The sequence below is a fragment of the Glaciimonas sp. GNP009 genome (assembly GCF_054343755.1).
Genome location: NZ_JBTGUV010000004.1, coordinates 1,148,328 through 1,171,913, shown reverse-complemented (window position 1 = coordinate 1,171,913; position 23,586 = coordinate 1,148,328). Strand labels below are relative to the sequence as shown.

The 23,586-nt window shown below is 50.2% G+C and carries 19 protein-coding genes; 6 read left to right on the top strand and 13 right to left on the bottom strand.

Annotation, left to right across the window (positions count from 1 at the left end; all coding sequences use genetic code 11):
* Positions 1 to 15: 15 nt before the first annotated feature.
* The 9 genes from ACXX82_RS06160 to ACXX82_RS06120 form a co-directional block, all read right to left on the bottom strand.
* Positions 16 to 1,623, bottom strand: a complete 1,608-nt coding sequence (locus ACXX82_RS06160) for a UxaA family hydrolase (protein WP_323505963.1) — start codon at positions 1,621 to 1,623, stop codon at positions 16 to 18.
* Between the two features lie 52 nt (positions 1,624 to 1,675).
* On the bottom strand, positions 1,676 to 3,070 hold the full coding sequence (uxaC, locus tag ACXX82_RS06155) for a glucuronate isomerase (RefSeq protein WP_322232798.1): 1,395 nt from the start codon (positions 3,068 to 3,070) through the stop codon (positions 1,676 to 1,678).
* Positions 3,071 to 3,587: 517 nt separating this feature from the next.
* Positions 3,588 to 4,511, bottom strand: a complete 924-nt coding sequence (locus ACXX82_RS06150; protein ID WP_322232797.1) for an HlyD family secretion protein — start codon at positions 4,509 to 4,511, stop codon at positions 3,588 to 3,590.
* A 7-nt stretch (positions 4,512 to 4,518) separates the two neighbouring features.
* Positions 4,519 to 4,722 (bottom strand): DUF1656 domain-containing protein, encoded by a 204-nt coding sequence (locus tag ACXX82_RS06145; protein ID WP_322232795.1) that lies wholly within the window; start codon positions 4,720 to 4,722, stop codon positions 4,519 to 4,521.
* On the bottom strand, positions 4,712 to 6,958 hold the full coding sequence (locus ACXX82_RS06140) for an FUSC family protein (RefSeq protein ID WP_322232793.1): 2,247 nt from the start codon (positions 6,956 to 6,958) through the stop codon (positions 4,712 to 4,714). Before ACXX82_RS06140 ends, ACXX82_RS06145 begins: the two co-directional genes overlap by 11 nt.
* A 15-nt stretch (positions 6,959 to 6,973) precedes the next feature.
* Positions 6,974 to 8,608 carry an efflux transporter outer membrane subunit gene (locus tag ACXX82_RS06135; RefSeq protein ID WP_458562613.1) on the bottom strand — a complete coding sequence of 545 codons (1,635 nt, stop codon included), beginning with the start codon at positions 8,606 to 8,608 and terminating at the stop codon, positions 6,974 to 6,976.
* A 235-nt stretch (positions 8,609 to 8,843) separates the two neighbouring features.
* On the bottom strand, positions 8,844 to 9,119 hold the full coding sequence (locus ACXX82_RS06130; RefSeq protein ID WP_322232789.1) for a DUF4148 domain-containing protein: 276 nt from the start codon (positions 9,117 to 9,119) through the stop codon (positions 8,844 to 8,846).
* A 578-nt stretch (positions 9,120 to 9,697) separates the two neighbouring features.
* Entirely contained in the window at positions 9,698 to 10,834 is a 1,137-nt protein-coding gene (gene mnmA, locus ACXX82_RS06125; protein WP_323505966.1) for a tRNA 2-thiouridine(34) synthase MnmA, read from the bottom strand.
* Positions 10,827 to 11,330: an NUDIX hydrolase gene (locus ACXX82_RS06120; protein ID WP_322232784.1), complete on the bottom strand. Its 504-nt coding sequence runs from the start codon at positions 11,328 to 11,330 to the stop codon at positions 10,827 to 10,829. Before ACXX82_RS06120 ends, mnmA begins: the two co-directional genes overlap by 8 nt.
* 359 nt (positions 11,331 to 11,689) lie before the next feature.
* Between ACXX82_RS06120 and ACXX82_RS06115 the strand changes: the two genes are divergently transcribed.
* From ACXX82_RS06115 to kdsA, 5 genes are all read left to right on the top strand, one after another.
* Entirely contained in the window at positions 11,690 to 12,805 is a 1,116-nt protein-coding gene (locus ACXX82_RS06115) for a Re/Si-specific NAD(P)(+) transhydrogenase subunit alpha (RefSeq protein ID WP_322232782.1), read from the top strand.
* A 71-nt stretch (positions 12,806 to 12,876) separates the two neighbouring features.
* Positions 12,877 to 13,233, top strand: coding sequence for an aspartate 1-decarboxylase (panD, locus tag ACXX82_RS06110; RefSeq protein ID WP_322232780.1), 357 nt, complete (start codon positions 12,877 to 12,879; stop codon positions 13,231 to 13,233).
* Between the two features lie 71 nt (positions 13,234 to 13,304).
* Positions 13,305 to 13,637 carry an NAD(P) transhydrogenase subunit alpha part 2 gene (locus ACXX82_RS06105; RefSeq protein ID WP_322232778.1) on the top strand — a complete coding sequence of 111 codons (333 nt, stop codon included), beginning with the start codon at positions 13,305 to 13,307 and terminating at the stop codon, positions 13,635 to 13,637.
* Positions 13,637 to 15,097 carry an NAD(P)(+) transhydrogenase (Re/Si-specific) subunit beta gene (locus ACXX82_RS06100; RefSeq protein WP_322232776.1) on the top strand — a complete coding sequence of 487 codons (1,461 nt, stop codon included), beginning with the start codon at positions 13,637 to 13,639 and terminating at the stop codon, positions 15,095 to 15,097. Before ACXX82_RS06105 ends, ACXX82_RS06100 begins: the two co-directional genes overlap by 1 nt.
* A gap of 478 nt (positions 15,098 to 15,575) precedes the next feature.
* Positions 15,576 to 16,418 carry a 3-deoxy-8-phosphooctulonate synthase gene (gene kdsA / locus ACXX82_RS06095; protein ID WP_322232774.1) on the top strand — a complete coding sequence of 281 codons (843 nt, stop codon included), beginning with the start codon at positions 15,576 to 15,578 and terminating at the stop codon, positions 16,416 to 16,418.
* 121 nt (positions 16,419 to 16,539) lie between these two features.
* On the opposite strand, the gene ACXX82_RS06090 is transcribed toward kdsA, so the two are convergent.
* The 4 genes from ACXX82_RS06090 to ACXX82_RS06075 all read right to left on the bottom strand — a co-directional run bounded on the left by ACXX82_RS06090 (position 16,540) and on the right by ACXX82_RS06075 (position 21,101).
* Positions 16,540 to 17,694, bottom strand: a complete 1,155-nt coding sequence (locus ACXX82_RS06090; protein WP_323505967.1) for a UbiH/UbiF/VisC/COQ6 family ubiquinone biosynthesis hydroxylase — start codon at positions 17,692 to 17,694, stop codon at positions 16,540 to 16,542.
* Positions 17,695 to 17,704: 10 nt separating this feature from the next.
* Positions 17,705 to 19,045 carry an aminopeptidase P N-terminal domain-containing protein gene (locus tag ACXX82_RS06085; RefSeq protein ID WP_323505968.1) on the bottom strand — a complete coding sequence of 447 codons (1,341 nt, stop codon included), beginning with the start codon at positions 19,043 to 19,045 and terminating at the stop codon, positions 17,705 to 17,707.
* A 163-nt stretch (positions 19,046 to 19,208) separates the two neighbouring features.
* The gene (gene murU / locus ACXX82_RS06080) at positions 19,209 to 19,919 is read right to left on the bottom strand and encodes an N-acetylmuramate alpha-1-phosphate uridylyltransferase MurU (RefSeq protein WP_322232769.1); all 711 of its coding nucleotides are present in this window, start codon (positions 19,917 to 19,919) and stop codon (positions 19,209 to 19,211) included.
* A gap of 93 nt (positions 19,920 to 20,012) precedes the next feature.
* The gene (locus ACXX82_RS06075; RefSeq protein WP_323505969.1) at positions 20,013 to 21,101 is read right to left on the bottom strand and encodes an aminoglycoside phosphotransferase family protein; all 1,089 of its coding nucleotides are present in this window, start codon (positions 21,099 to 21,101) and stop codon (positions 20,013 to 20,015) included.
* Between the two features lie 190 nt (positions 21,102 to 21,291).
* Here ACXX82_RS06075 and ACXX82_RS06070 point away from each other — a divergent pair, with 190 nt between their 5' ends.
* On the top strand, positions 21,292 to 23,586 hold the full coding sequence (locus tag ACXX82_RS06070; RefSeq protein WP_322232765.1) for an LPS-assembly protein LptD: 2,295 nt from the start codon (positions 21,292 to 21,294) through the stop codon (positions 23,584 to 23,586).

The window sequence follows — 23,586 nt, the reverse complement described above, 5'->3', positions numbered from 1 at the left end:
AAACCTTACAAAGTCTTAAAGCGAAATGTCGCGTTTCCAAAAAATGAAATCGTATTGCTGCAGCCGGTCGGCTTTTGTCTTGTATTCGCCGCCCGCTACCGCCACCACCATATCGAGCAATTGATTCGCGATTTCCGGGACGGGTGCACCGTCGATAACGGGGCCGCAATCAAAATCAATCATGTCAGTGAGTCGGTTTGCGATCCGGCTATTACTTGAAATTTTTAGTACCGGCACAATCGGGTTACCGGTGGGCGTACCCAATCCGGTTGAGAACAACACCACATTTGCGCCCGAGGCGACTATGCCGGTCACCGATTCGACATCGCCGCCCGGCGTACACAGCAGAGCCAAGCCTGGCTTGTCAGTTTGCTCGCCATAATCCAACACCGAAATAATCGGAGAAGTCCCGCCTTTTTTTGCCGCGCCCGCTGACTTCATCGCGTCAGTAATCAAACCATCGCGGATGTTGCCGGGACTAGGATTGTCGGCAAAATGCGCGCCTACCGCTTCGGCTCGTGCTTCAAAATCACGCATCAGAGTGAGAAAGCGACGCTTATCGTCATCGCTTTCGCAGCGTTCAATCAGACTGGCTTCAACCCCACACAGCTCCGGAAATTCGGCCAGAATCGATGAGCCGCCTAACGCCACGACCAAGTCCGATACCTGACCCATCACCGGATTGGCGGAAATCCCGGAGAAACCATCCGAACCGCCACATTTCACGCCGATCTTCAAATGCGATAGCGGTACTGGCTGACGCAAGACATTGTTGGCCGCCTTAAGATTGCTCAGCGTGTCTTGCAGTACAGCTTTCATCATGGCTTGTTCGCTATCCCAGGCTTGTTGTTCGTAGATCAGGCATGGCTTGTCGAAGTGCGGATTTTGCAGTGTCAGCGCCTCTTGAAACATCTTGATTTGAGCGTTCTGGCATCCGAGACTGAAGACGGTAATGCCTGCTACGTTTGGATGATCCGCATAGGCGGCCAAAATCTTGCACAGTGAGCGAGCATCCGCACGCGTGCCGCCGCAACCACCAGCGTGAGTAATAATGCGCACGCCGTCCAGATTGGGAAAAGGTCGCACTACCGGCTTGGGCGCTTCCATGTCTTCGCCCAACAATGACAGGGTGAACGCAGCGAGATCGTTGCTGGTGTAGCCGAGTGGCCCTTCCAGTGCATTGCGTAGATGCTCAACGTTGCGATTTTCACAGAACACCAGTGGAAAAATCAGCCAATAATTAGCGGTGCCGACGCGACCATCTGCGCGCACCACACCCGGAAAAGTGAGGCCATCAAAGCGGCTTACTTCAGGCGCGCTCCATTGGTAAGGAACGCTATCTGCCAGTTCGACTTCGGCAGCGTAATGTTCCAAATTTTCAGTGGTGACCGCCTCGCCACGGCGGATCGGCTGGGTAGCTTTGCCCACAGGCACGCCATACAACACTAATAACTCGCCTACTGCAAAAGCTTTACGCGCAAATTTATGCTTGCCCTTCACCGCCGTGCAGATGATGACGGATTCGCCTTCCCATACGACGACTTCGCCCGGCACGAGATCGACTAATGCGACCAACATGCTGTCATCTGGATGTATGCAAAGTATCTTTTGCGAGTTGCTCATGAAGATTTCCGTGGCTAATTAATATCTGCTAGTGGTCAATATTTACAGGCAATTAAAGCTTGAAGTATTGCTTGGCGTTTTCGTAGCAAATGCCACGCACGATCTGACTCAAGGCATCGATATCGGCTGGATACTCACCGCTTTCGACCCACAATCCGAGTTGGCGGCACAGCAAGCGGCGGAAATAGTCGTGACGTGGATAGGATGCAAAGCTACGTGAATCGGTGACCATGCCAACGAAGGTACCCAATACGCCGTGATTTGCAAGGCTAATCATTTGTTGCAGATTGCCTTCTTTATGATCGTTGAACCACCACGCCGGGCCGAACTGAATCTTGCCGACGACAGTACCGTCCTGAAAATTGCCGATCATGCTGGAGAGCACTTCATTCATGTTCGGATTCATGCAGAACAACATCGTGCGCGGCAACTCATCAGTGGCATCAAGCGAATCCAACAAACCGGCTAGTCCTGCACTGATTGTCATATCCGAAATGGAGTCATAACCGGTATCGGAACCAAGACGGGCTTGCATACGGCTATTGTTGTTGCGCTGTGCACCGATGTGCAGACACATGGCCCAATCGAATTTGGCGTAGACCTTGCCGATGTCAGCCAAAAGGCCGCGCAAGTATTGGCCCATCTCAGCTTCCGTCAGTAAATCGCCCGCCAGACGCTTGGCAAATAAGGCTTCCAGTTGTGCTGGTGTAGCTGCAATTAGCGGCAGCGTAGTATCAATTGCGTGGTCCGAGATGCGGCCGCCACGTTGATGAAAATACGCCACACGGACTGCCAACGCTTCCATCATCGATGCAAAAGAATTAATCTTAACGCCAGAAACCTGCGCCAGATGGGCAAGATAATCGACGAAATCGTCGCGATTAATACGCATCGCGCGATCTGGGCGATAGGCTGGCAGCACGCGGCATTTCAGTGGCGAGGCGGCGATTTCATCATGCTGGATCAAATCGTCAGCGGGATCATCGGTCGTGCAGGCGATTTCAACACCTGCTTGTTCGAGGAAGGACCAGGTATCCATCGTGGCTAGCTTGGCATTCGCGGCTTCCCAGATTGCACCGGCGTTGGCGGCGTTAATGGTCAGTTCAATACCGAACAGGCGACGCAACTCAAGGTGGCTCCACTGATAAATCGGATTACCAATGGCGAGCGGTAATATTTTGCAGAATGCCCGGAATTTGGCTTCGTCGTCCTGATCACCGGTAATGAAGTCTTCGCTGACGCCAGAGGCGCGCATTAAGCGCCATTTGTAGTGGTCACCGCTTAACCATAAGTCGGTTAAATTACGGAACACCTTGCGCTCTACGATCTCGCTTTGTTGCAAGTGCGAGTGGTAATCAATGATGGGCAAATCGGCCGCAACATCATGATAAAGCTGCCGAGCGATTGCGGTGCTGAGTAAAAAATCTTTGTCCATAAATGTTGTCATGCTGAAATGGCCTCCGCGCCTCGAATGGCGACATGGCCACTCCATTAAGTTAAATTTCTAAGGACTTATGCAATCGCCCAGCGGCGTTGTGTTGTCCTCGCAGGGACATTTTTTGCTGAAGTCTTGTCTTTTAATTAGGTGATGTTGTGATATATCAGTAGATTATTCGTAATATATCAGAAATGCAAGCGCAATCTGACGAATGACAGAAGGTCGCTTAGAACGTGTATTTATTTGGAACGACCGCGGCCTGCCGAGAGTTGCACTTTGATCTATGGCAGCAAAACGGCGTTTTGAGGATGTATTGTTGATACTAGGAGTGGGAAATGCCACGCCCACGCTGTGGGGCGATACGGGGAAGGGCGGCCAAGAGTATCGAAGGCTACAACTTGGCAAGCTTTATTGATACCGATTGTAAAAAAATGCGTGGATCAATCGGAATATCTTATCCCGCGGTTAATCCATTCACTCTTTTATCACTGCAATATTGCGTTGATAGATATATTTTCTCTGGTATTCATCCAGCTTTTTTTGCCTCTACTGTTGGTGGCTGCGATGCGCTTTTTTCACCCGGTTTGACAACCACCGTGCATGTCATCCCAGCCGCCAGCGTGATCCCGTCTGGCACTTTATCGATATGAATTCTGACTGGTACGCGTTGCGCCAGTCGCACCCAGTTGAAGCTTGGGTTCACGTTTGCCAGTCCATTGCTACTAGGCCCGTTGTCGCGATCGGTGATGCCGCGGGCGATACTTTCAATGTGTCCGGTCAAAAGCTTGTCGCTGCCCAGAAGACGCATTTCGGCCTTGTCACCAACTTGCATCAACGGGAGTTTATTTTCTTCAAAATAGCCGTAAATCCAAAATGAATTAGCGTCAATCACTGTCATTTTAGGAACACCAACCTGGGCAAAATCGCCAGCGTGAACGTTGAGGTTAGCAACCCAGCCATCGGCCGGTGCGAGCACGTTAGTGCGCTCAAGATTGAGTTTTGCCATGTCGCGTGATGCCAATGCCGCCCGATGCACCGCTTCAGCGGCCGATGCGTCGGAACTGGAATTTTCGCGACTTTCATTTGAAATAACATCACCGTCAAGCATGGCACGGCGCGCTGCATCGCGCTGTTTAATTGTCAGCGCAACGCGGCTTTGGGCCACCATTGCGTCGGCTTGCACCAATGCCAGCGCGTAGTGGGCCGGATCTATTTTCATCAGGATGTCGCCTTTGTGGACGTAGGCATTGTCGCCGACCGGTACTTCGATCACGCGACCGGCGACATCGGCAGCAACACTAATGACATCTGCGCGGACTCTACCGTCACGGGTCCATGGTGAATTCATGTAGTGATCCCACAGCGCTCGGGTCAACCAGCAGGCAATGACGACGACGATCAGTGTGATGACGATTTTTAGGACGTTTTTAATAAATAGCGATAAGTTCATATGAGTCTCAAGCAGCGTGCAGTAAAAGGCCAAAACCACCAAAAATACAAAAAAACATGGCAATCCTAAACAGACTAGGATGCCAGACGAAACGATACAGACGTAATCGCGTTAGTAGCCAGTCAACGCCGAATTGCAAGATGACACAGCCAATGAATACAGCAAGCAGGGTCGGTACGAGGGCATCAAAAATTGCGATTTCACGGGGCATTGTCAGATCCTGATGATGAAGTGTTGCGCATTGGATCAGTTGGGCCGTGCTCCAGAAGCGAAGTTCGGATCAGATGGAGATTGGCCAAGACTGCGGAGTAATTTTGCAAGGCCTGAATCTGCACCGTGGAAACGACACGGCAAGCGGCAATAGCAGCGATAACAGCCACCAATGCACTGTCCATATTACGCGGATTAGGGCGGGAAAAGAATTGCGAAACGGTGGTGATACTGCGTTCAATCGCGGTATGGGCATAATTGACCGACTCTGTGGACTGTGCCGATTGACCCTGTATGACGGACATGTTATTTCGGTAGCGGTTTTGCGGGGCGATATCTTCTCGCAAGTGAATTACCGCACGCCCGATTTCAAACACGGAGAGTAACCATGTCATGACTTCCCGATCATCATCACTTGGCACCAAATGCCCCATGGCAAACCGTCCGACCAGATCACGCGTACCACTTTCGAAGCGTGCCAATAAACCGGTAAGAGGTTTATTGCAGCCTTCGACTACCTGGCGCCGTAGCGCTCGGATCAGTCTTGCTCGTTCCCAGCGACTATCGACAGGGTCGATAATCATATACATCGCTGCGGCGATCGCGCATCCAATCAGACCACCTGTCATGCCATTCAAAAAGCCGACATAGTCGAACTCATAGACATTGCCTACCGCGGCATAGGACAGAAAAAATAACAGCATTCCCAAGCCGGGTCCTGTGTATTTCGGTTTGGCAGCAAGCCATGAAAAAAAGAGCAAAAATGGTGTCAGCGATAAGCACAGCATAACGAAATTTTGCGCGCCGGGCTGGATGTAATACGCGCAGATAAAGCCACAAACGCCGCCGATGAATGCGCCTTGCATAAAGCCGATAACGGTTTTGGTCGGGGATGGCGACGCCGCAAATAAGGCGCTGACGACGGTGGCGAACACTACGGCATCCACGCCTGAAGGCCAGCCGGTTTGCCACCAAAACAGCATCGATACGCCGAAACCGATCATTGCCCTTAACGATGACATGGCCACCATGATGGGATCGGTACGATTGACGTAATGAGCGGTGAGGGCGATATCCGCGGGTAATGTATGGTCGCGCGCCAGCACGGCGTTGTGAACCCGCGTGTAAAGACGCAATTCATCGGTAAAACGTTGTAATAAGGCCGCGGCGGCATCGAAGTCTAGCAAGGCATCGTTGATGTAAGTCTCATCAAGGTGCAGCATTTCGGCAAAGCTCAATGTTAATCCACGCCGTAACGCAGCAAGCCGTTCTGAAAGTTGTTGGCGGCATTCCTGCAACTTCAGCGGGATATCGACTCGGCTGTTGCTCATAATGCTAACAATGGCGTTGTACTCCATCATCACGGCATTAAATGTATTTATTTTTCCGGTATTTTGTAGTCGTAGAAAAAGTTGGTCAAGGGAGTGAAAGGTGGTGGAGACCGTCATGAACGTCGTATTTAAGAGACGTAAATGGTCTGCTTTTACATGGCCAGTTGAACTTTCGAAAGTCGATGAGGTGCGCAGACTTTCTAGCGCGATGACCTCGCCGATGAGGCGCAGCATCAAGCTATCGCGATCCAATTGCGAGCGTTGAGAATGCGGGTCGATTGCGTTGTTTTGCACAAACGTAGAAAAATGGGCGAAGCGATGAGCGACCGTGGCAAGAATCATTTCTGACAGACGTTTAGGAAACAATACGTCGCTAACGACGCCAGCACATAGCAACCCCAACACTACTTCGCTGAGCCGTGTTGCGGCGATATCGAACGCATTAGCCGGGTCCAGCGCAGCCGGTAAACCAACGATCACCAGGGTATAACCGGCCAGTACAAACGCGTAAGACTGAAAGTTGCGGAAAGTAATTGCGCCCGCAGTGCAAAATCCCATCCAACACATTCCAGCAATCAAAAATAGTACCGGTTCCTGCGTGAAGCAGGCCGCCATTACCAGAGAAAATACTACGCCGATGAAGGTGCCGATGAAACGGTAGAAACCTTTCGCCATGACCAGCCCGCTACCCGGCTGGGTCACAATCACGACGGTGACCATCGCGGTGGATGGCTTGGATAAATTGAATAACATCGACAAACCCATCGCCAGAAAAATCGCTAGCAACATTTTTGTCATGTGTAACAGAGTCGGCGCTTGCGCGTGAATCCAGGCACCGCTGCTTTTTTTCAAGCGCGGTAACCACGCGTCATTGGCGCTATCCAGTTTTTGGGCGAGTTCACTCATGGCGTGAGGTCAGCCTTATTTAGCGAAAGAGGCAGCTTTTGCAACCTCAACTTTGGGATGCGGCAAATCGTCACCAAGTCCGCCGCCCAGTGCTTGCATGAGTTGTGCCCATGCATCCAAATATGCGGCGCGGGTTTGTGCGACACGTTGCTGCTCTTGCAGCAACGCCGTTTGAGTTTGAATGACATTGAGATAGGAGGTAAGACCCGCCTTAAACGCACGCTGCGCAAAACTTGCCGATTTTTCGGCGAGTGCCATAGCGCGTTCGGATTGATTGCGCTGCAACTCAACAGATTTCAATTTGACAATCTGGTCTGCCACGCTTTGCAACGACTGCAACAAGGTATTGTTGTAGGTCTCAATAGCAGCATCCAGCGTCGCCGTTTGTGCGCCCAGATTAGCGCGCAAACGGCCGCCATCAAAGATGGGCAATGAGATTGCAGGGGCAAAACCACGAACATTGGAGTCGGTGGTCAGGAAGCGGCTTAAGCCGATTGATTCGAACCCGATGAAAGCCGAAATATTGATATCAGGATAAAACGCTGCCTTGGCGACGGCGATGTTTTTGGTCAGCGATTCGACGCGCCAGCGTTGAGCAATAACGTCAGGACGCCGCCCGATTAGATTGGCCGGCACATTGTCGGGAAGGCTGATCGTTAGTTCTGCGTTACTGGCAAGTTGACTATTCACCATACTGCGCGATAGGATCGGACGCGCTATAGCGTCGCCAGCGGAGGGCCCTTGGCCCGTCAACGCGGCAATTTGATTGCGCGAAAGCGCGATGGCTTCGTTGATCTTTTCAATCGCAGCGCGGGTGGTCGGTAAGCTGGTTTCGGCTTGATTCACCTCAAGTCCGGTACCGATGCCAGCATGCAGGCGACGTTGTGCAATGTTAGCGATAGCTTGCTGCTGTGCCAGCGATGCTTCGGCAATATCTTTTAGTACAAACTGGGATGCGAGCTGCAAATAGCTGCGCACTACCATGCCTTCCAGATTCAGTTGTGCCGCACGTGCCTCTGCCGCGCTGACGTGTACATTATCAAGCGCAGCTTCCAATGTGTTGCGATCCTTATCCCATAGATCGAGGTTATAACTGGCCTTGATGCGTGCATCGTTGCTCCAGTCCCAACCGCCACCTAACGGTGCTGGATATAAGCCGTCGGTGGTGAACAATTCGCGCGTGACTGACGCTGCGGCACCAACCTTCGGTAAGGTTCCCGCTTCTGCCACACCAGCCAACGCGGTGGCCTGACGAATCCGCGCTTGGGCGATTTTAATAGATGGGCTGTCCGCAATTGCCTGTTTTACCAGCGTATCGAGTTGCGGGTCGCGGTAAGCTTTCCACCAGGTGACGGTCGGCCATTGTGCGTTTATTTGCGTGGCGGTCATGGCTGCGCTGTTATTGAGTGCGCGGCCGTCGATGCTCTGACCATCGCTGAGTTTGGCGATAGGGTCGATGCCTGAATAACTTGCACACCCGCTAAGCGAAACTGCCAAAGTGCTGGCAACGAGAAATCCGTTGGTCGATTTTGATGTCAGCCATGATGTCAGCAATGCTGTCAGCGAAGCGAAGGAGCGTTTCGGAGATAACGGCGCTGGACATGAATCTGTTAGCAGATGCTGAGGCAAGAAGGAAGCTAGGAACCACATGGTGAAACCCGATGAGTGATGAGATGTTGCTACGCGTATCAGTAACTACATCAGTTCGCATTTTGAATACGTGCTTACGTGATTGTTGTACTAGCCGCTTATTTTTTATGAAAAGTCACAACTATCTAATCACGACTATCTAAAGTGTTAATAAAACAGCAAAACGCCACTTGTGGTGGCGTTTTTTTTAGCAGCGATATTCATACTATCGCATACCTGTCTTTGACTCGGTTGATTAGTTGCCCGTGTTAATTGACATATCTGTTTTTTCAGAAACTTGTTGTTCAACCTGAGCGCGTGTTAGCGAGCTTTGTTCTGAAGGCAGAATTGGATAACGGGCGTGGTTTTGATTCAACAAACCTTGTGCTTGTGCTGCCACTAATTCGGTCTTCACTTCGGCGCGGGTTTTGGTTGAAACGAAATGATCATCCGCAGGGTAAGGCATTTCAGCAAAAGCACTACCAGCGGCAGCTAAGACAACTAAACCAGCGATCAATTGTTTGGTGTTCATATATTTCTCCATAAAGTTAATTTCAACACCGGGCTTGGCGGAACGGGCGATTAACGCCTATCGGGTCCTGCCTCAGTGAACGAGTACTTCTTTACTTTCTTCCGCCTGACTGTGTCATATTGGCGGGAAGCTGTTGTCGTTTCCTCGATGAAATGAATTATAAATAATCCTTTCCCGTCAATAAACAGCAAAATTCATAATTCACTATTTCATTATTAGAAATAATAAAGGGGTTGAAATTTTGGGTGGTGTTTCCATTTGTTGTATCGGGAAAACTTTTTGGTAGGGTCTTCTGGCTCGGCTAAGGGGAAATAGCAAGATGGATAGGCGCGAAAGGCAATCACCAAGCGACATGCAGCAGGTCGCGAAGGCGAATGGAAGCTATTGCTAATCTTCCACCCGGTGCACTGCAAAAAGTAACGTTAATAGCGCGACGCATTAACGGAGGCGTTCTTAGCGCGAAGGTCCGTAAAGGATGTGCGACGAATTCCAACAAGTGGGTTGTCAGGTCGCTGGCTGGGGGGTGTCCATTAACGCTTTAAGAGGTTGTCATATTGTCTATATTGCATGTCTTTGCTTTATTTTTCGTCTCCAGATGACATGATAATTCCTCCGCCCAGACAAACATCGCCGTCATATAGCACTGCAGACTGTCCCGGCGTGACTGCCCATTGGGCAGCGTCGAAGTTGAGGGAAAAAGTTTCGGTCGTGTCAGCTGCGGTATTGGCGAAGTTGCCATTAAAGTTACATGCCATATCGGCCTGGCGATAGCGGGTCTTTGCAGATAATTGCGCTTGTTTTGGCGCTTCACCTGCGACCCAACTGACTTGTCCCGCCTCTAACGTCGATGAGAGCAGCCAAGGATGATCGTGGCCTTGCACTATGTGCAGCGTGTTACTTTCAATGTCTTTTTTTGCGACGTACCAAGGGTCGCTATCACCAGCAGCATTTTTATGTGACTGCATTCCACCAATGCCGATTCCTTTGCGCTGGCCGAGTGTGTAAAAACTCAGGCCAACGTGTTCACCAACGGTGTCGCCAGCGTCGGTTTTCATCGGGCCGGGTTGATACGAAAGATAGCGATTCAAGAATTCTCGAAACGGCCGTTCACCAATAAAACAGATACCTGTCGAATCTTTCTTTTTTGCGTTCGGGAGCTGAATTTGTTCAGCGATTTTACGTACTTCCGTTTTCTGGATTTCGCCCAGAGGAAATAAGGTCTTCGACAATTGGGCCTGATTCAGCCGATGCAAAAAATAACTCTGATCTTTGCTGGCATCCAGCGCTTTTAATAACTCAAAATTGCCAGCTGGCGCTTGACGTACGCGGGCATAATGGCCGGTCGCGATCAGGTCAGCGCCGAGCTTCATTGCGTGATCAAGAAAGGCTTTAAATTTGATCTCGGCATTACACAATACGTCAGGATTCGGGGTGCGACCGGCTTGATATTCGCGCAAAAATTCTGCGAAGACGCGATCTTTGTACTCAGCCGCAAAGTTGACAGCTTCAATATCTACGCCGATGACGTCGGCGACGCTGACAGCATCAATCCAGTCCTCCCGTGTTGAGCAATATTCGGAGTCGTCATCATCCTCCCAATTTTTCATGAACAGGCCGATCACTTCATAGCCTTGTTGCTTCAATAGCCATGCCGAGACGGACGAATCGACACCGCCCGACATGCCGATAACGACGCGTTTTTTTGCTTTAGACATGGTCGCTCCCGCTGTCATTGTGATGGGTGAGCGCGCTGGCGTGGGTGTGCAGCGTTGATAGCGGCACTCGGTCGCCACGCAAGTAATCATCTATACATTGCAGAACCTGCGGACTGCGATGGCGTTCTGGACAAGCGGCTAATTCATCTCGCGACATCCACAGCACGCCGACAATACCCTCGTCGAGTGGTTGGTTGTGTATTTTGCCGACAGTGCCACAAAATACAAATCGTAAATATGTGGCACTTTCGCCTGTGCGGGCAGAGTAATAGCTGGCCAGATAGGTACCAATTAACGCAGTTGGGGTGAAATCGTGTGCAGTTTCTTCCAACGTTTCCCGCACCACCGCCTGAATCAGTGATTCATGGGGATCCAGGTGCCCGGCTGGCTGATTAATACGAAGGCCGTCATTTGTGTGTTCTTCTACTAACAAAAAATGGCCGTCACGCTCAATAATGGCTGCTACCGTGGCAGAGGGTTTCCAAACTTCAGTCATAAATTCCTCGGGTAATCCGACATTTTAACGTGGCTGTCAAATTTTCGATCAAACCCCTTCAATATCGTGTATCCACCACAACAGAATGCCGATGTTCATTAAATGACGACCTGATAGAGCGTTATGACTAGTTTCATATTGTTTAGCAATAAATATTCCGTGTAATATCCCTACCACCCGTTATCGGAGCGCGCTGTCTGAATTGATTGGACTCTCTACGGTAGATTGGCATTGACGTTGTCGTTGTCGCTGTCGTTGTGTCATTCAGTATGGTTTAGCATCGTGGTATATCATCTGTTGGCAACAAATTAATAGTGTGTATTTACCACAAGAATTTTTACACAATAAGGGAGAATCTTATGAAAATCGGCATCCCCGCCGAAACGCGGCCTGGCGAAACCCGGGTTGCAGCGACCCCAGAGACGGTCAAAAAGTTAGTAGCAGCAAAGCATCACGTTGTAGTGCAAGCTGGTGCCGGTATCTCGTCGAGTATCACTGACGAGGCTTATGCAGCGGCTGGTGCGCAAATTGGCACTGTCGCAGACGCGTTTGGTGTAGAGACGGTGTTAAAAGTACGTGCTCCTGCGGTAGAAGAGTACGCGCATCTCAAAAGCGGCACGGTCATTATCGGCATGTTGAACCCTTTTGATGCCGAAAACATTGTTGTAATGGCAAGCCATGGTCTGACGGCTTTTGCACTCGAAGCCGCACCGCGGACTTCACGTGCACAATCGATGGACGTTCTTTCGTCCCAGGCGAACATTGCTGGCTACAAAGCGGTGCTGATGGCGGCGAATACCTACCAACGCTTCATGCCGATGTTGATGACCGCCGCCGGAACCGTCAAGGCCGCGCGGATGCTGATCATGGGCGCGGGTGTGGCCGGTTTGCAGGCAATCGCTACGGCAAAACGTTTGGGCGCAGTAATTGAAGCATCCGACGTGCGGCCAGCGGTAAAAGAGCAGATTGAGTCTCTGGGCGCCAAGTTTCTCGATGTGCCTTTTATTACTGATGAAGAGAAAGAAATCGCCCAAGGCGTCGGTGGATATGCACGCCAAATGCCAGCGGACTGGATGCGACGTCAGGCTGAGTTGGTGCATGAGCGCGCCAAATTAGCCGACATCATTATCACAACGGCATTGATTCCTGGTCGCAAAGCACCCATTCTGATCAGTGAAGAGACCGTCAAGGCGATGAAGCCAGGGTCGGTGATTCTCGATATGGCAGTCGATCAAGGTGGCAATTGTCCCTTATCGGAATCTGGCAAGACCGTCATCAAGCACGGCGTGCACATTATCGGCGAAGGCAATCTGGCAGCGCTAGTGGCCGCGGATGCCTCGGCGCTGTATTCCCGCAATGTACTGGATTTCTTAAAGTTGATCGTCAATCCTGAGGGTGGATTGGTGATTAACCGTGAAGACGATATTGTTGTCGCGACCTTGTTGTGCAGCGGCGGTGAAGTTCTTCGCAAATAACATTACATATTTTCGGTGGATCTGCGCAGGTAAAAACGGGCAGACACCATCGAACACAGGAGAAAGAAGTAATGCAACGCATCATGTTACGCGCGAAAATTCATCGCGCAACTGTTACCCAAGCCGACCTTCATTACGAGGGATCATGTGGTATTGATCCAGACCTGCTGGAAGCGGCCGATATTATTGAGGGCGAAAAAATCGAACTTTATAATGTCAATAATGGTCAGCGCTTTTCGACCTATGCAATCCGTGCCGAGCGCGGCAGCGGTGCGATTGCGCTCAACGGCGCTGCCGCCCGTTGCGCCCATCTGGGAGATTTGTTGATTATTTGTACGTATTCCCCATTTTCGGATGCGGATGCGGCGATTTATGTACCGAAAGTTGTATTTGTCGACGATAAAAATCGTATGACAGGGATGAAATAAGGCTAACCGATAGCAACCGCATACCAACCATTTTGAATCTGCGGTCTGTCAAAAAATAAGGGGGAGAACACATGGAAGTGTCGCACACCATCACCAATTTGATCATCTTTGTACTGGCGATCTATGTCGGTTATCACGTGGTCTGGACTGTCACACCGGCGTTACATACGCCGTTGATGGCCGTTACCAATGCGATTTCTGCGATCATTATTATCGGCGCAATGTTGGCCGCCGGATTGACTGAAGGTCTGGTCGGTCAGATCGCCGGAACATTAGCTGTCGCACTCGCTGCGGTCAATGTGTTCGGTGGCTTTTTGGTCACGCAGCGCATGTTGGAAATGTTCAAGAAAAAAGAGCCTAAGACCAAAGCTGCAGATGCAGATACCAATAAGGGAGCGCATTAATGGGTGCCGAAATCGCTAACTTGTTAAGTATGAATCTGGTCACAATGTTTTATCTGATTGCGTCGGTTTGTTTTATCCAGGCGCTAAAGGGTCTATCGCATCCGTCCACTGCACGGCGCGGAAACGCGTTCGGTATGGGTGGGATGGCGCTGGCGATTGTGACCACGATAGCGTTGATCATCAAATTGAAAGTTGAATCGCAAGGTGCTGGATTTGGCTTCTGGCTGGTCGCTGGTGGTGTAGTAGTCGGTGGCGGTATTGGCGCGTATCTGGCCAAAAGCGTTGAGATGACTAAAATGCCGGAATTGGTTGCAGCGATGCATTCGTTGATTGGTCTGGCTGCGGTTTGTATCGCGGTCGCAGCGGTCTCGGAGCCTTGGGCTTTCGGGATTGCGGCGCATGGTGCGGCATTGCCAGTCGGTAATCGCATCGAACTGTTTATTGGTACTTTTGTAGGTGCCATTACATTTTCTGGTTCGGTCATCGCATTTGGTAAACTTTCTGGAAAATACAAGTTCCGTCTGTTTCAGGGTGCGCCGGTAAGTTTTGCCGGTCAGCACTTTATTAATCTGTTGCTGGCTGTAGCAATGCTGATTCTGGGCATTATCTTTGTCATGACGCAAGCATGGCTGCCATTTATTTTGATGGCGCTCATCGCGTTTGTACTCGGCGTACTGATCATCATTCCAATCGGTGGCGCGGATATGCCGGTGGTCGTGTCGATGCTGAACAGTTACTCTGGTTGGGCAGCGGCCGGAATCGGTTTCTCGCTCAACAATTCGATGCTGATTATTGCCGGTTCACTGGTCGGTTCTTCCGGTGCGATTTTGTCTTACATCATGTGCAAGGCGATGAATCGTTCGTTCTTTAATGTGATTCTGGGTGGCTTTGGTGGCGACACGAGTGCCGTTGCCGCCGCCGGGTCGCAAGTTCAGCGTCCAGTCAAATCCGGCTCGGCTGATGACGCTGCGTTTCTGCTAGGTAACGCAGAAACTGTCATCATCGTTCCTGGTTATGGCTTGGCTGTAGCACGCGCGCAACATGCGTTAAAGGAACTGACCGAGAAGCTGACGCACAAAGGCGTGATCGTGAAGTATGCGATCCATCCGGTGGCAGGACGTATGCCGGGACACATGAACGTACTGCTGGCAGAAGCCGAAGTGCCGTACGATCAAGTGTTCGAGATGGAAGACATCAACAACGATTTCAGTCAGGCTGATGTGGTGCTGGTGCTGGGTGCGAATGATGTGGTTAATCCTGCTGCTAAAGATCCAAAATCATCGATTGCAGGCATGCCGATTCTGGAAGTCTACAAAGCCAAAACCGTCATCGTCAACAAACGCTCAATGGCCTCTGGTTATGCCGGTCTGGACAACGAGTTGTTCTATATGGATAAAACCATGATGGTGTTTGGGGATGCTAAGAAGGTGATTGAGGCGATGGTGAAAGCGGTCGAATAAATCTCGTGTTTGTACGTATAAAACCGCGTTGATGAATACACATTCATCAGCGCGGTTTTTTATTGGAGCGATTTTTGTTGCGTTGGCTTAAATTAATTTTCTCACTATATTTTGCATGAAGTCCCTTTTTATAATAAATTCAGCCAGATTCTTCTTCTTGTATTTTTGATTTATTTTCTGGAAATCTTTCCATCGCAAAATACTTTTTCCCATTTTTCATGGAATACTACGTTTTTGAGGTTTGTAGATGTTAAATATTGCCTTTTAGGTAGTTTTATTGATTCTCCAGCAAGCCTTGTTATTTCTTGGGGCGTCGCTGGAAATAACGCTTTGAAGCGCTCAGTTTTTCCCGTGCGTGCAGTGCGTCACGACTTCCGAAATAAGTCGTGTAATTGCTTGTATGTGAGGATGATCTATCTAATTTCGGTGCAAAATAATAGTTGTATTTTGTGCCTTTAAAAAATCTACAAAGGTTCTGATGATTAAAATTAATAACATTATTGATGTGGACAATGCTGCGCCGTTTGTTTTATTCGGTGGGATCAACGTCCTCGAATCAAAAGATTTTGCCTTGCGTACTTGTGAGGAATACGTCCGTGTCACCCAGAAGCTTGGTATTCCGTTCGTATTTAAAGCTAGTTTCGATAAAGCTAATCGCTCTTCGATTCACTCTTACCGCGGTCCGGGGCTTGAAGAGGGGCTAAAGATATTCGAAGCAGTCAAGTCGACCTTTGGCGTACCTATCATCACTGACGTGCATGAATCGTGGCAAGCAGCACCCTTGGCGGAAGTTGTTGATGTATTGCAGTTGCCGGCTTTTCTGGCGCGCCAAACCGATCTGGTGGTCGCGTTAGCGAAGACCGGGCGGGTGATCAATATTAAGAAGCCACAATTTTTGAGTCCAACGCAAGTGGCTAACATCGTCGAAAAATTTAAAGAAGCAGGTAACGATCAACTCATCTTATGTGATCGCGGTACCTGTTTTGGATATGATAATCTGGTGGTGGATATGCTAGGTTTTGGTGTTATGAAAAAGGTCTGCAATGATCTGCCGATTATCTTCGATGTGACGCATGCACTACAGCAGCGCGATCCGATGGGAGCCGCTTCAGGCGGTCGGCGTCAGCAAGTTGCTGAGTTGGCTCGCGCTGGTCTGGCTACCGGGCTTGCGGGTCTTTTTTTAGAGGCGCATCCAGATCCCGACTCGGCTAAATGTGATGGACCAAGCGCATTACCTCTCGATAAGTTGGAGCCTTTCCTGCTACAACTTAAGGCTTTGGACGATTTGGTTAAATCGTTTGCTCCGCTGAGCATTATTTGAGTAAGCACATGGTCATGTCATGTGTCAGGTAATGAATCGATGATCTTGGTCTGAGTTGCCAGACACGCAGATCGGCATTTAATAAATTTATCAGATGCCGATTAAAACGCTCAAATTGATCTCAACGCCGCCCAAACATCATCTGCTCAGCCAGCATATTTTTCGCTGGCTTGATTGCGTCTACAAGACCTAGTGATAACCCGAGTAGTGTTTGCGAGAGTGCGCCTTGTGGTGCACTGGCAAAAACCCTTGCCATCAGGTCGGTCATATGAATCGTCATGCTGCGATCGGTTTTTCTACTGTTAGAAAATTTCTCCAACGTTAAAGGTGAAACTTCTTGCGCCAACAATTTCGCCAGGACGGCTGCGTCGCGCAAGCCCAGATTAAGACCTTGGCCAGCGACGGGATGCAGTGTTTGTGCGGCATTGCCAATGGCGACCGTGTGTACTGAAGTGGCGGGATGGGCATTTAAGCCTAGGGGGAAACTGTTGCGAGACGACATACGAATGAAGTGTCCGACTCGACCGCCAAAAGCATTTTCAAGTGCTTTCAGAAATAGTTCATCAGGCAGCGTGAGCAATTTCGCAGCGTTATCAGGACGTACGCACCAGACCAACGCGTAGCCATCATCTTGCGGCAAAAGCGCCAGCGGCCCTTGATCGGTGAAGCGCTCAAATGCGCGATGTGGAACAGGCGCACTGGTTTGCACGTGCGCGACAATAGCGATCTGATCGTAATCACGTTGTAATTCTTTGTTCGTTTGCGCGCCAAACAATCCGCCCTCAGCCTGCACCATTATCTTGCTGCGCAGCACGCGACCATCCGATAATGTGATGGTGACACCGTCGCTTTGTTCGTTGCTGGCGCTGACCTGAACTGGACGCAGCAAAGTAATACCATGTAATTCGGGTAACGCGGTCAATGTCGTAATCAAATCGCCATAACGGCAAACGTAGCCTAATGCCGGTATTTGATAGTCGGCGCGCTCAATGAGCGTGCGGCCGAAATGCCCCCGACGCGAAACATGGATTTGATGAATCGCGGTCGCCGCTAACGGCCACGCGCGGACATCTTCCAGAATTTGACGGCTGCCATACGAGAGGGCAATTGCGCGTGGATCAAGGCGCGCCTGATCAATGGTTTTTCCATCGATCAGGGCAATGCGATCCGGTGCGACGCCGCGCTTGATTAACAGGGCGGCGAGTGTGACGCCAACCGGACCGGCTCCACAAATGGCGATGTCTGTATGCAGCGGTATATGTGTGTTGTCTGTCATTATCAGGTGGTTATTTCCGCATCAGCGCTTCGATATCAGCAACAGTGCGTGGTGCGCCAGTGGTCATGAGTTCGCAGCCCGTGTTGGTGATTAAAGCATCGTCTTCAATCCGGATGCCGATGTTCCAGTATTTTTCTGGAACGCCTTCTGCCGGTCGCACATAAATACCCGGTTCGATAGTGGTCACCATGCCGGGTTGCAAACCACGCCAGGGTTTCGGTTCGCCTTCAGCGATTGACGCATCCAGGTCGCGATATTCGCCGACATCGTGCACATCCATGCCCAGCCAATGACCGGTGCGATGCATATAAAATTGCCTGAAATCACCGTTGGTAATGACGTCATCCAGTGACCCGACTTTGTTTTTGTTGAGCAGTCCTGTATCCAGCATGCCTTGTGCCAGTACGCGAACGGCGGCGTCATGACCGTCCATAAAATGCTTGCCCGGACGCGTAACTTCAATGGCAGCATTTTGCGAGGCCAGCACAATCTCGTAGAGTTCTTTTTGCGGGCCGGAGAAGATGCCGTTTGCAGGAAAAGTGCGCGTAATATCACCCGCATAGCTATCGAATTCGCAGCCAGCATCAATGAGAACCAGATCGCCGTCTTTCAGGATCGCATCGCTGGCGCGGTAGTGCAGGACGCAAGCATTAGCGCCGGTAGCGACAATCGATCCGTAGGCGGGATATTGCGACCCCTGGCGACGGAATTCGTGGAGCAATTCTGCTTCAAGTTCGTATTCGCGCAAACCAGGTCCGGAGAATCGCATGGCGCGACAATGACCTTCAGCGGAAATCTCACCGGCCCGTCGCATCAAGGCGATTTCATCGGCGTCTTTGAACAAGCGCATTTCGTCCATCAATACCTGAACGTTATGGATGGCAGACGGGGCAACAACCCCGGCGCGACCCATGGCACGCACGCTGCCTAACCAACCTTGCAGTTTTTCATCGTATTCGCTCTGATGGCCAAGTGCATAAAAAACGGAGGGCGTATCGGCCAACAGTTTTGGCATTTCAGTGGACAGCGATTCGATCGGAAATGTGGCATCAAAGCCAAATTTTTCGCGTGCAGCAACAGGACCATAACGGACGCCATCCCAGATTTCGCGTTCCAGATTTTTTTCACGGCAAAATAAAATGGCTTTTGGATGCTCTCCCGCGATTAGCACGACGACCGCTTCCGGCTCCATAAAGCCTGACAGATAATAGAAATAGCTGTCGTGGCGATAAGGATAGTCGGCATCGCGGTTGCGCATGACTTCAGGTGCAGTCGGAATGATCGCGACGCCACCACCCTTGGCTTGCATCAGGGCGATTAGCTGGGCACGTCGTGTGGAGTAAGGGGTCATGTGCATCCTTGCGTTTGAGTTAATGTCGATGATGCGCGCTATGTCGGGAAGTACCGGTCATTTGATGCTGACCTTAATGTTGCAACAAATCGTTGCAACAAATCGTTGCTACGAATGCTTGCGGCAGCCGCCTGGAAATTGCGGCCTTTTTTACAAAATGTGTTTACAACGGTGCGTTCAATTGCTCCAGCCGCGCGATAGTGCCAACATCCGTCCAGTCTCCACGATACACCTCTCCACCGATTTGGTTGAGATCAGCATATTGCCGCAATATTGGTGCCAGTTTTCCGAATTCGCCCGCAGCAATGGAGTCGAACATCATCGGACGGAAGACGCCGATGCCGGAATAAGTGAAGCGCGGTTCGCCTTCGTTTCCTTTATTGGAGACTGAAAAGCTGTTGACTACAAAGTCTCCTTCGGGATGATGCGCCGGATTTTTTACCAGATATAACCATGCTACATCGCGGGTTTCAATCGGGTGGGGAACGCCCCATAAGTCGTTATCTTCTAACGTAGTTTTAACCTGTTCAAAATTAAAGTAAGGGCAGTAAATGTCGGCGGAGACTGCGACAAATGCCGCATCGCCGAGCAAATGGCGGGCCTTCGCGACGGCGCCGGCGGTCTCCAGCGCTGTGCCTTCGGCTGAATAGGTGATTTTGGCACCGTATTTGCTGCCATCACCGATGGTATCTTCAATTAATTGGCCCAGGTGAGCGTGATTAATAATGATGTCGGTGATGCCCGCGCGCACCAGATTGACGATATGCCAGACGATGAGTGGACGGCCACGGACTTTTAAAAGCGGCTTGGGGGTGGTATCGGTCAGCGGGCGCATGCGCTCTCCGCGACCGGCGGCAAAAATCATTGCTTTCATGGAATGCTCGGTGTCTCAGTTATTTCGTTAGCGTATTTATACGTCAATATATTCAACAAAAAATAGTGGTTGAACTGGTTTAAAAATACTGGTTTAGAACGTATAGCCAATTTTCTGTGGCGTGTCTTCCAGTTTATCAATCAAGCGAACCAGGGGAATCAATTCGCGATAGCGCAATGCCGCTTTTCGGACATAGTCCATAACCTGCGGAATGTGTTGCATGTATTCCGGCTTTCCATCGCGATAATTCAAGCGCGCAAATAATCCGAGAATTTTTAGATGACGCTGTAAGCCGATGTATTCAAAATCCCGATAAAAGGTGTCGATATCAGGGGCAACCGGTAAGCCGACGCGTTTGGCACGTTCCCAATAACGGATGACCCAATCGAGTACCTGTGCTTCGTCCCAGGAGCGATAGACATCGCGGAACAACGAAGCCAGGTCATACGTGATGGGCCCGTACAGCGCACCTTGAAAGTCTAGTACGCCAGGATTGCCGTTGGGCAATACCATTAAGTTGCGTGAGTGATAATCGCGGTGTACGTAGACTTGCGGTTGCGCCATATTGTTGGCCAGAATGACATTGAAGACGCCATCGAGGCTAGCGCTTTGCTCTGTGGTCAATGTGACATTTAAATGCTTGCCGATGTACCACTCAGAAAATATGTGTAATTCTTTTGATAAAAAAGCGCGGTCATATTCTGGCAGAACATCTGGTTTGCTATGCGTTTGCATTGTAACTAATGCATCAATTGCATCCAGATAGAGCGCGTTAGGGTCAGCTTTCTCATCATTGAGTTGTTGCAAATAAGTTGTCGGGCCGAGGTCGGATAACAACAAAAAACCGCGCTCAACGTCCTGCGCCAGAATGTCCGGCGTTGACATGCCCGCATTATGAAATAGGGCGGCAATTGAAATAAATGGGCGCACGTCCTCTTGCGGTTGAGGTGCATCCATCACTATCAAGGTTTTAGCATCGCCTGAATTAGCAGCATCAATGCGAAAATATCGTCTGAAACTGGCGTCAGCAGATGCAGGGCGGATCGACTCCGCCAGAGTAGGATGGTCAACTAAAGTTGATAACCAGTCAATTATTTGTGTCAGGCGCACATCCGGTGTGGCGGAAGTTAAAGAGGGCGTGCTTGGCGGCGTAGATTGAGGCGATAATTCAGGTGATGTCATTAAGCAGTCCAGGAATACGGTTGTAGGTAGTCAGTTCCCATATAATAAGGGATTAATTTTAAAAAATCCCTACGATGGCGTTTGCTCAATGCATTTCTTGACACGGTTTTCATCAGTATCCCTTTCACAATCGTCGCCGCAATCCTTGCTGTCGCCTCCACTTCGCTCGCCTTTTCGTGGGCATGTGGCCATGCGGAAACACCAGATGGTGCGGTTGCCCTTGCCGCGTATGCGACGTCTCGCATGGCTGATTGCCTCAGTACTAGCTTCTTCAGTACCAATATTTGTGTCGTCGGCAGCGGTGGCGCAAACCACATTGGTCCGGCAGCCGCGCGTCGATGAGAGCAATTTGCCAACGACGGTGGAGGCCGAGCAGATGACGGGACGTCCTGATCGGGTGTTGAATCTCGACAACGATGTTGATCTAACACGTGGTCAGACAGAAGTTAAATCCGACAAGGGGACTTACCGGATCATCGAAAACGAAGTCGAAGCCCACGGTTGCGTGCGCATGAATCGTTACGGAGACGAATATACTGGAAACGATCTCAAGCTAAATATGGATTCGGGGCAGGGATTTTTGACGCAACCGACGTATAAATTTGGGATAAACGGAGGTCACGGCACCGCTGAACGTTATGATTTTCAGGATGAAGATCACGCTAGAGCGATTACGGGCACGTACACGACTTGTCCCGGTACTAACCCTGATTGGTACATTAAGTCCAGTACCATGGATATCGACAGCGGTCGTGGCGAAGGTTTAGCCCATGGTGGAGTGCTGTATTTTAAAGATGTGCCGATTCTGGCCTCACCTATTTTATCCTTCCCCCTGTCAAGCGACCGTCAATCCGGATTTTTGCCGCCGACGATTGGTGCCACCAGCACGGGCGGGTTCGAAGTCAGTATGCCGTATTACTTTAATATCGCGCCCAACCGAGACTTGACGTTCACCCCGAATGTGATTACCAAACGCGGTGTGCAGTTGGGCCTGGAAGGACGTTATCTTGGCGATACATACAGCGGGATAACCAAACTCGAATATCTGCCGAATGATCTGTTGACCAAGACCAATCGCTATGCGATTCAGTCGAATCATACGCAGACCTTGGGTGGTGGCTTTGGCTTGGGATGGAATGTCAACTATGCATCCGACAATCAATATCCGGATGATTTCTCTCGGTCGATTACGCAAAGTGCACAACGCTTGTTGAACCGTGAATTAGACCTGACCTACGGTGGCGCATATGGCAACGTGTCCGCGGTGGCATCGCGTTACCAGGTTTTGCAAGATTATGACGCTAACGGGAATCCATTGATCGTGCGTCCATATGACCGGCTGCCGCAAGTGAGTTACAACTTCAGTCGGCAGGATGTCGGTGGATTTGACTGGTCTGTGAATGCGCAATACACCCGATTTAAGAATAGTTCTTACGATGTGCCAAAGACCATACAATTGCCGGGTGAGGGTGATCGTCTTTACATTAATCCGCAGATTTCCTATCCGATTATTGGTGCAAGTTATTTTTTGACACCAAAACTTCAATTGGATGCGACGTCGTACAGCCTCACGGATGTGGTGCCGGGTTCGCCGACGAGTTTTAGCCGTGTCTTGCCGACGTTCTCTCTCGATGGTGGTCTGACGTTTGAACGTGAGGCTAAATTGTTTGGTAATGCCGTGACACAAACGTTGGAGCCGCGGATGTTTTACGTGCGCACGCCGTACAAAGATCAAAATAACTATCCGCTGTTCGACACAGGCGTATCTGACTTTAATTTTGCGCAGATTTTTACTGAAAACAGCTTTTCCGGCCATGATCGTATTGGTGATGCAAATCAGCTAACCACAGCAATCACCTCCCGCTTTATCGAAGAAAGTGGCATTGAGCGTTTGCGCTTGGCAGTCGGTCAGCGCTTTTATTTCACACCACCGTTGGTATCTTTAGATAACAGTGTTGTCAATAGTCGCTCTGATTTATTACTGGGAGCCAGTGGTCAACTCACGCGCACTTTAGGGATAGATAGTAACCTGCAATACAGTCAAAGTATTAACACCGTTCAGCGTGCAAACTTCAGTATGCGCTGGCAGCCCGCGCCTAAAGAAGTGATTAATCTGGCTTACCGTCTGGATCGTACTCCGGCAGATGTTGCTCTCAATAATAACGAGATATTGAAGCAGGTTGATCTCTCGGCGCAGTGGCCGATAGCTAAACGCTGGTATGGTGTTGGTCGTATCAACTACTCGCTTCAGGATCGTCGGGTCGCTGAGGGGCTGATCGGAATAGAGTACAAAGCGGATTGTTGGGTTTTCCGCGTAGTAGCGCAGCGCACACCGACGTCTACGGCACAGACTAGCTCGGCATTATTTTTCCAGCTTGAATTGAATGGATTGACAAAACTCGGCTCTAATCCGATGCAGGCGTTAAAAGGCAGCATCCCAGGTTATCAGAATGTAAATCAACCAGACAAGATCATCAGTAATTGA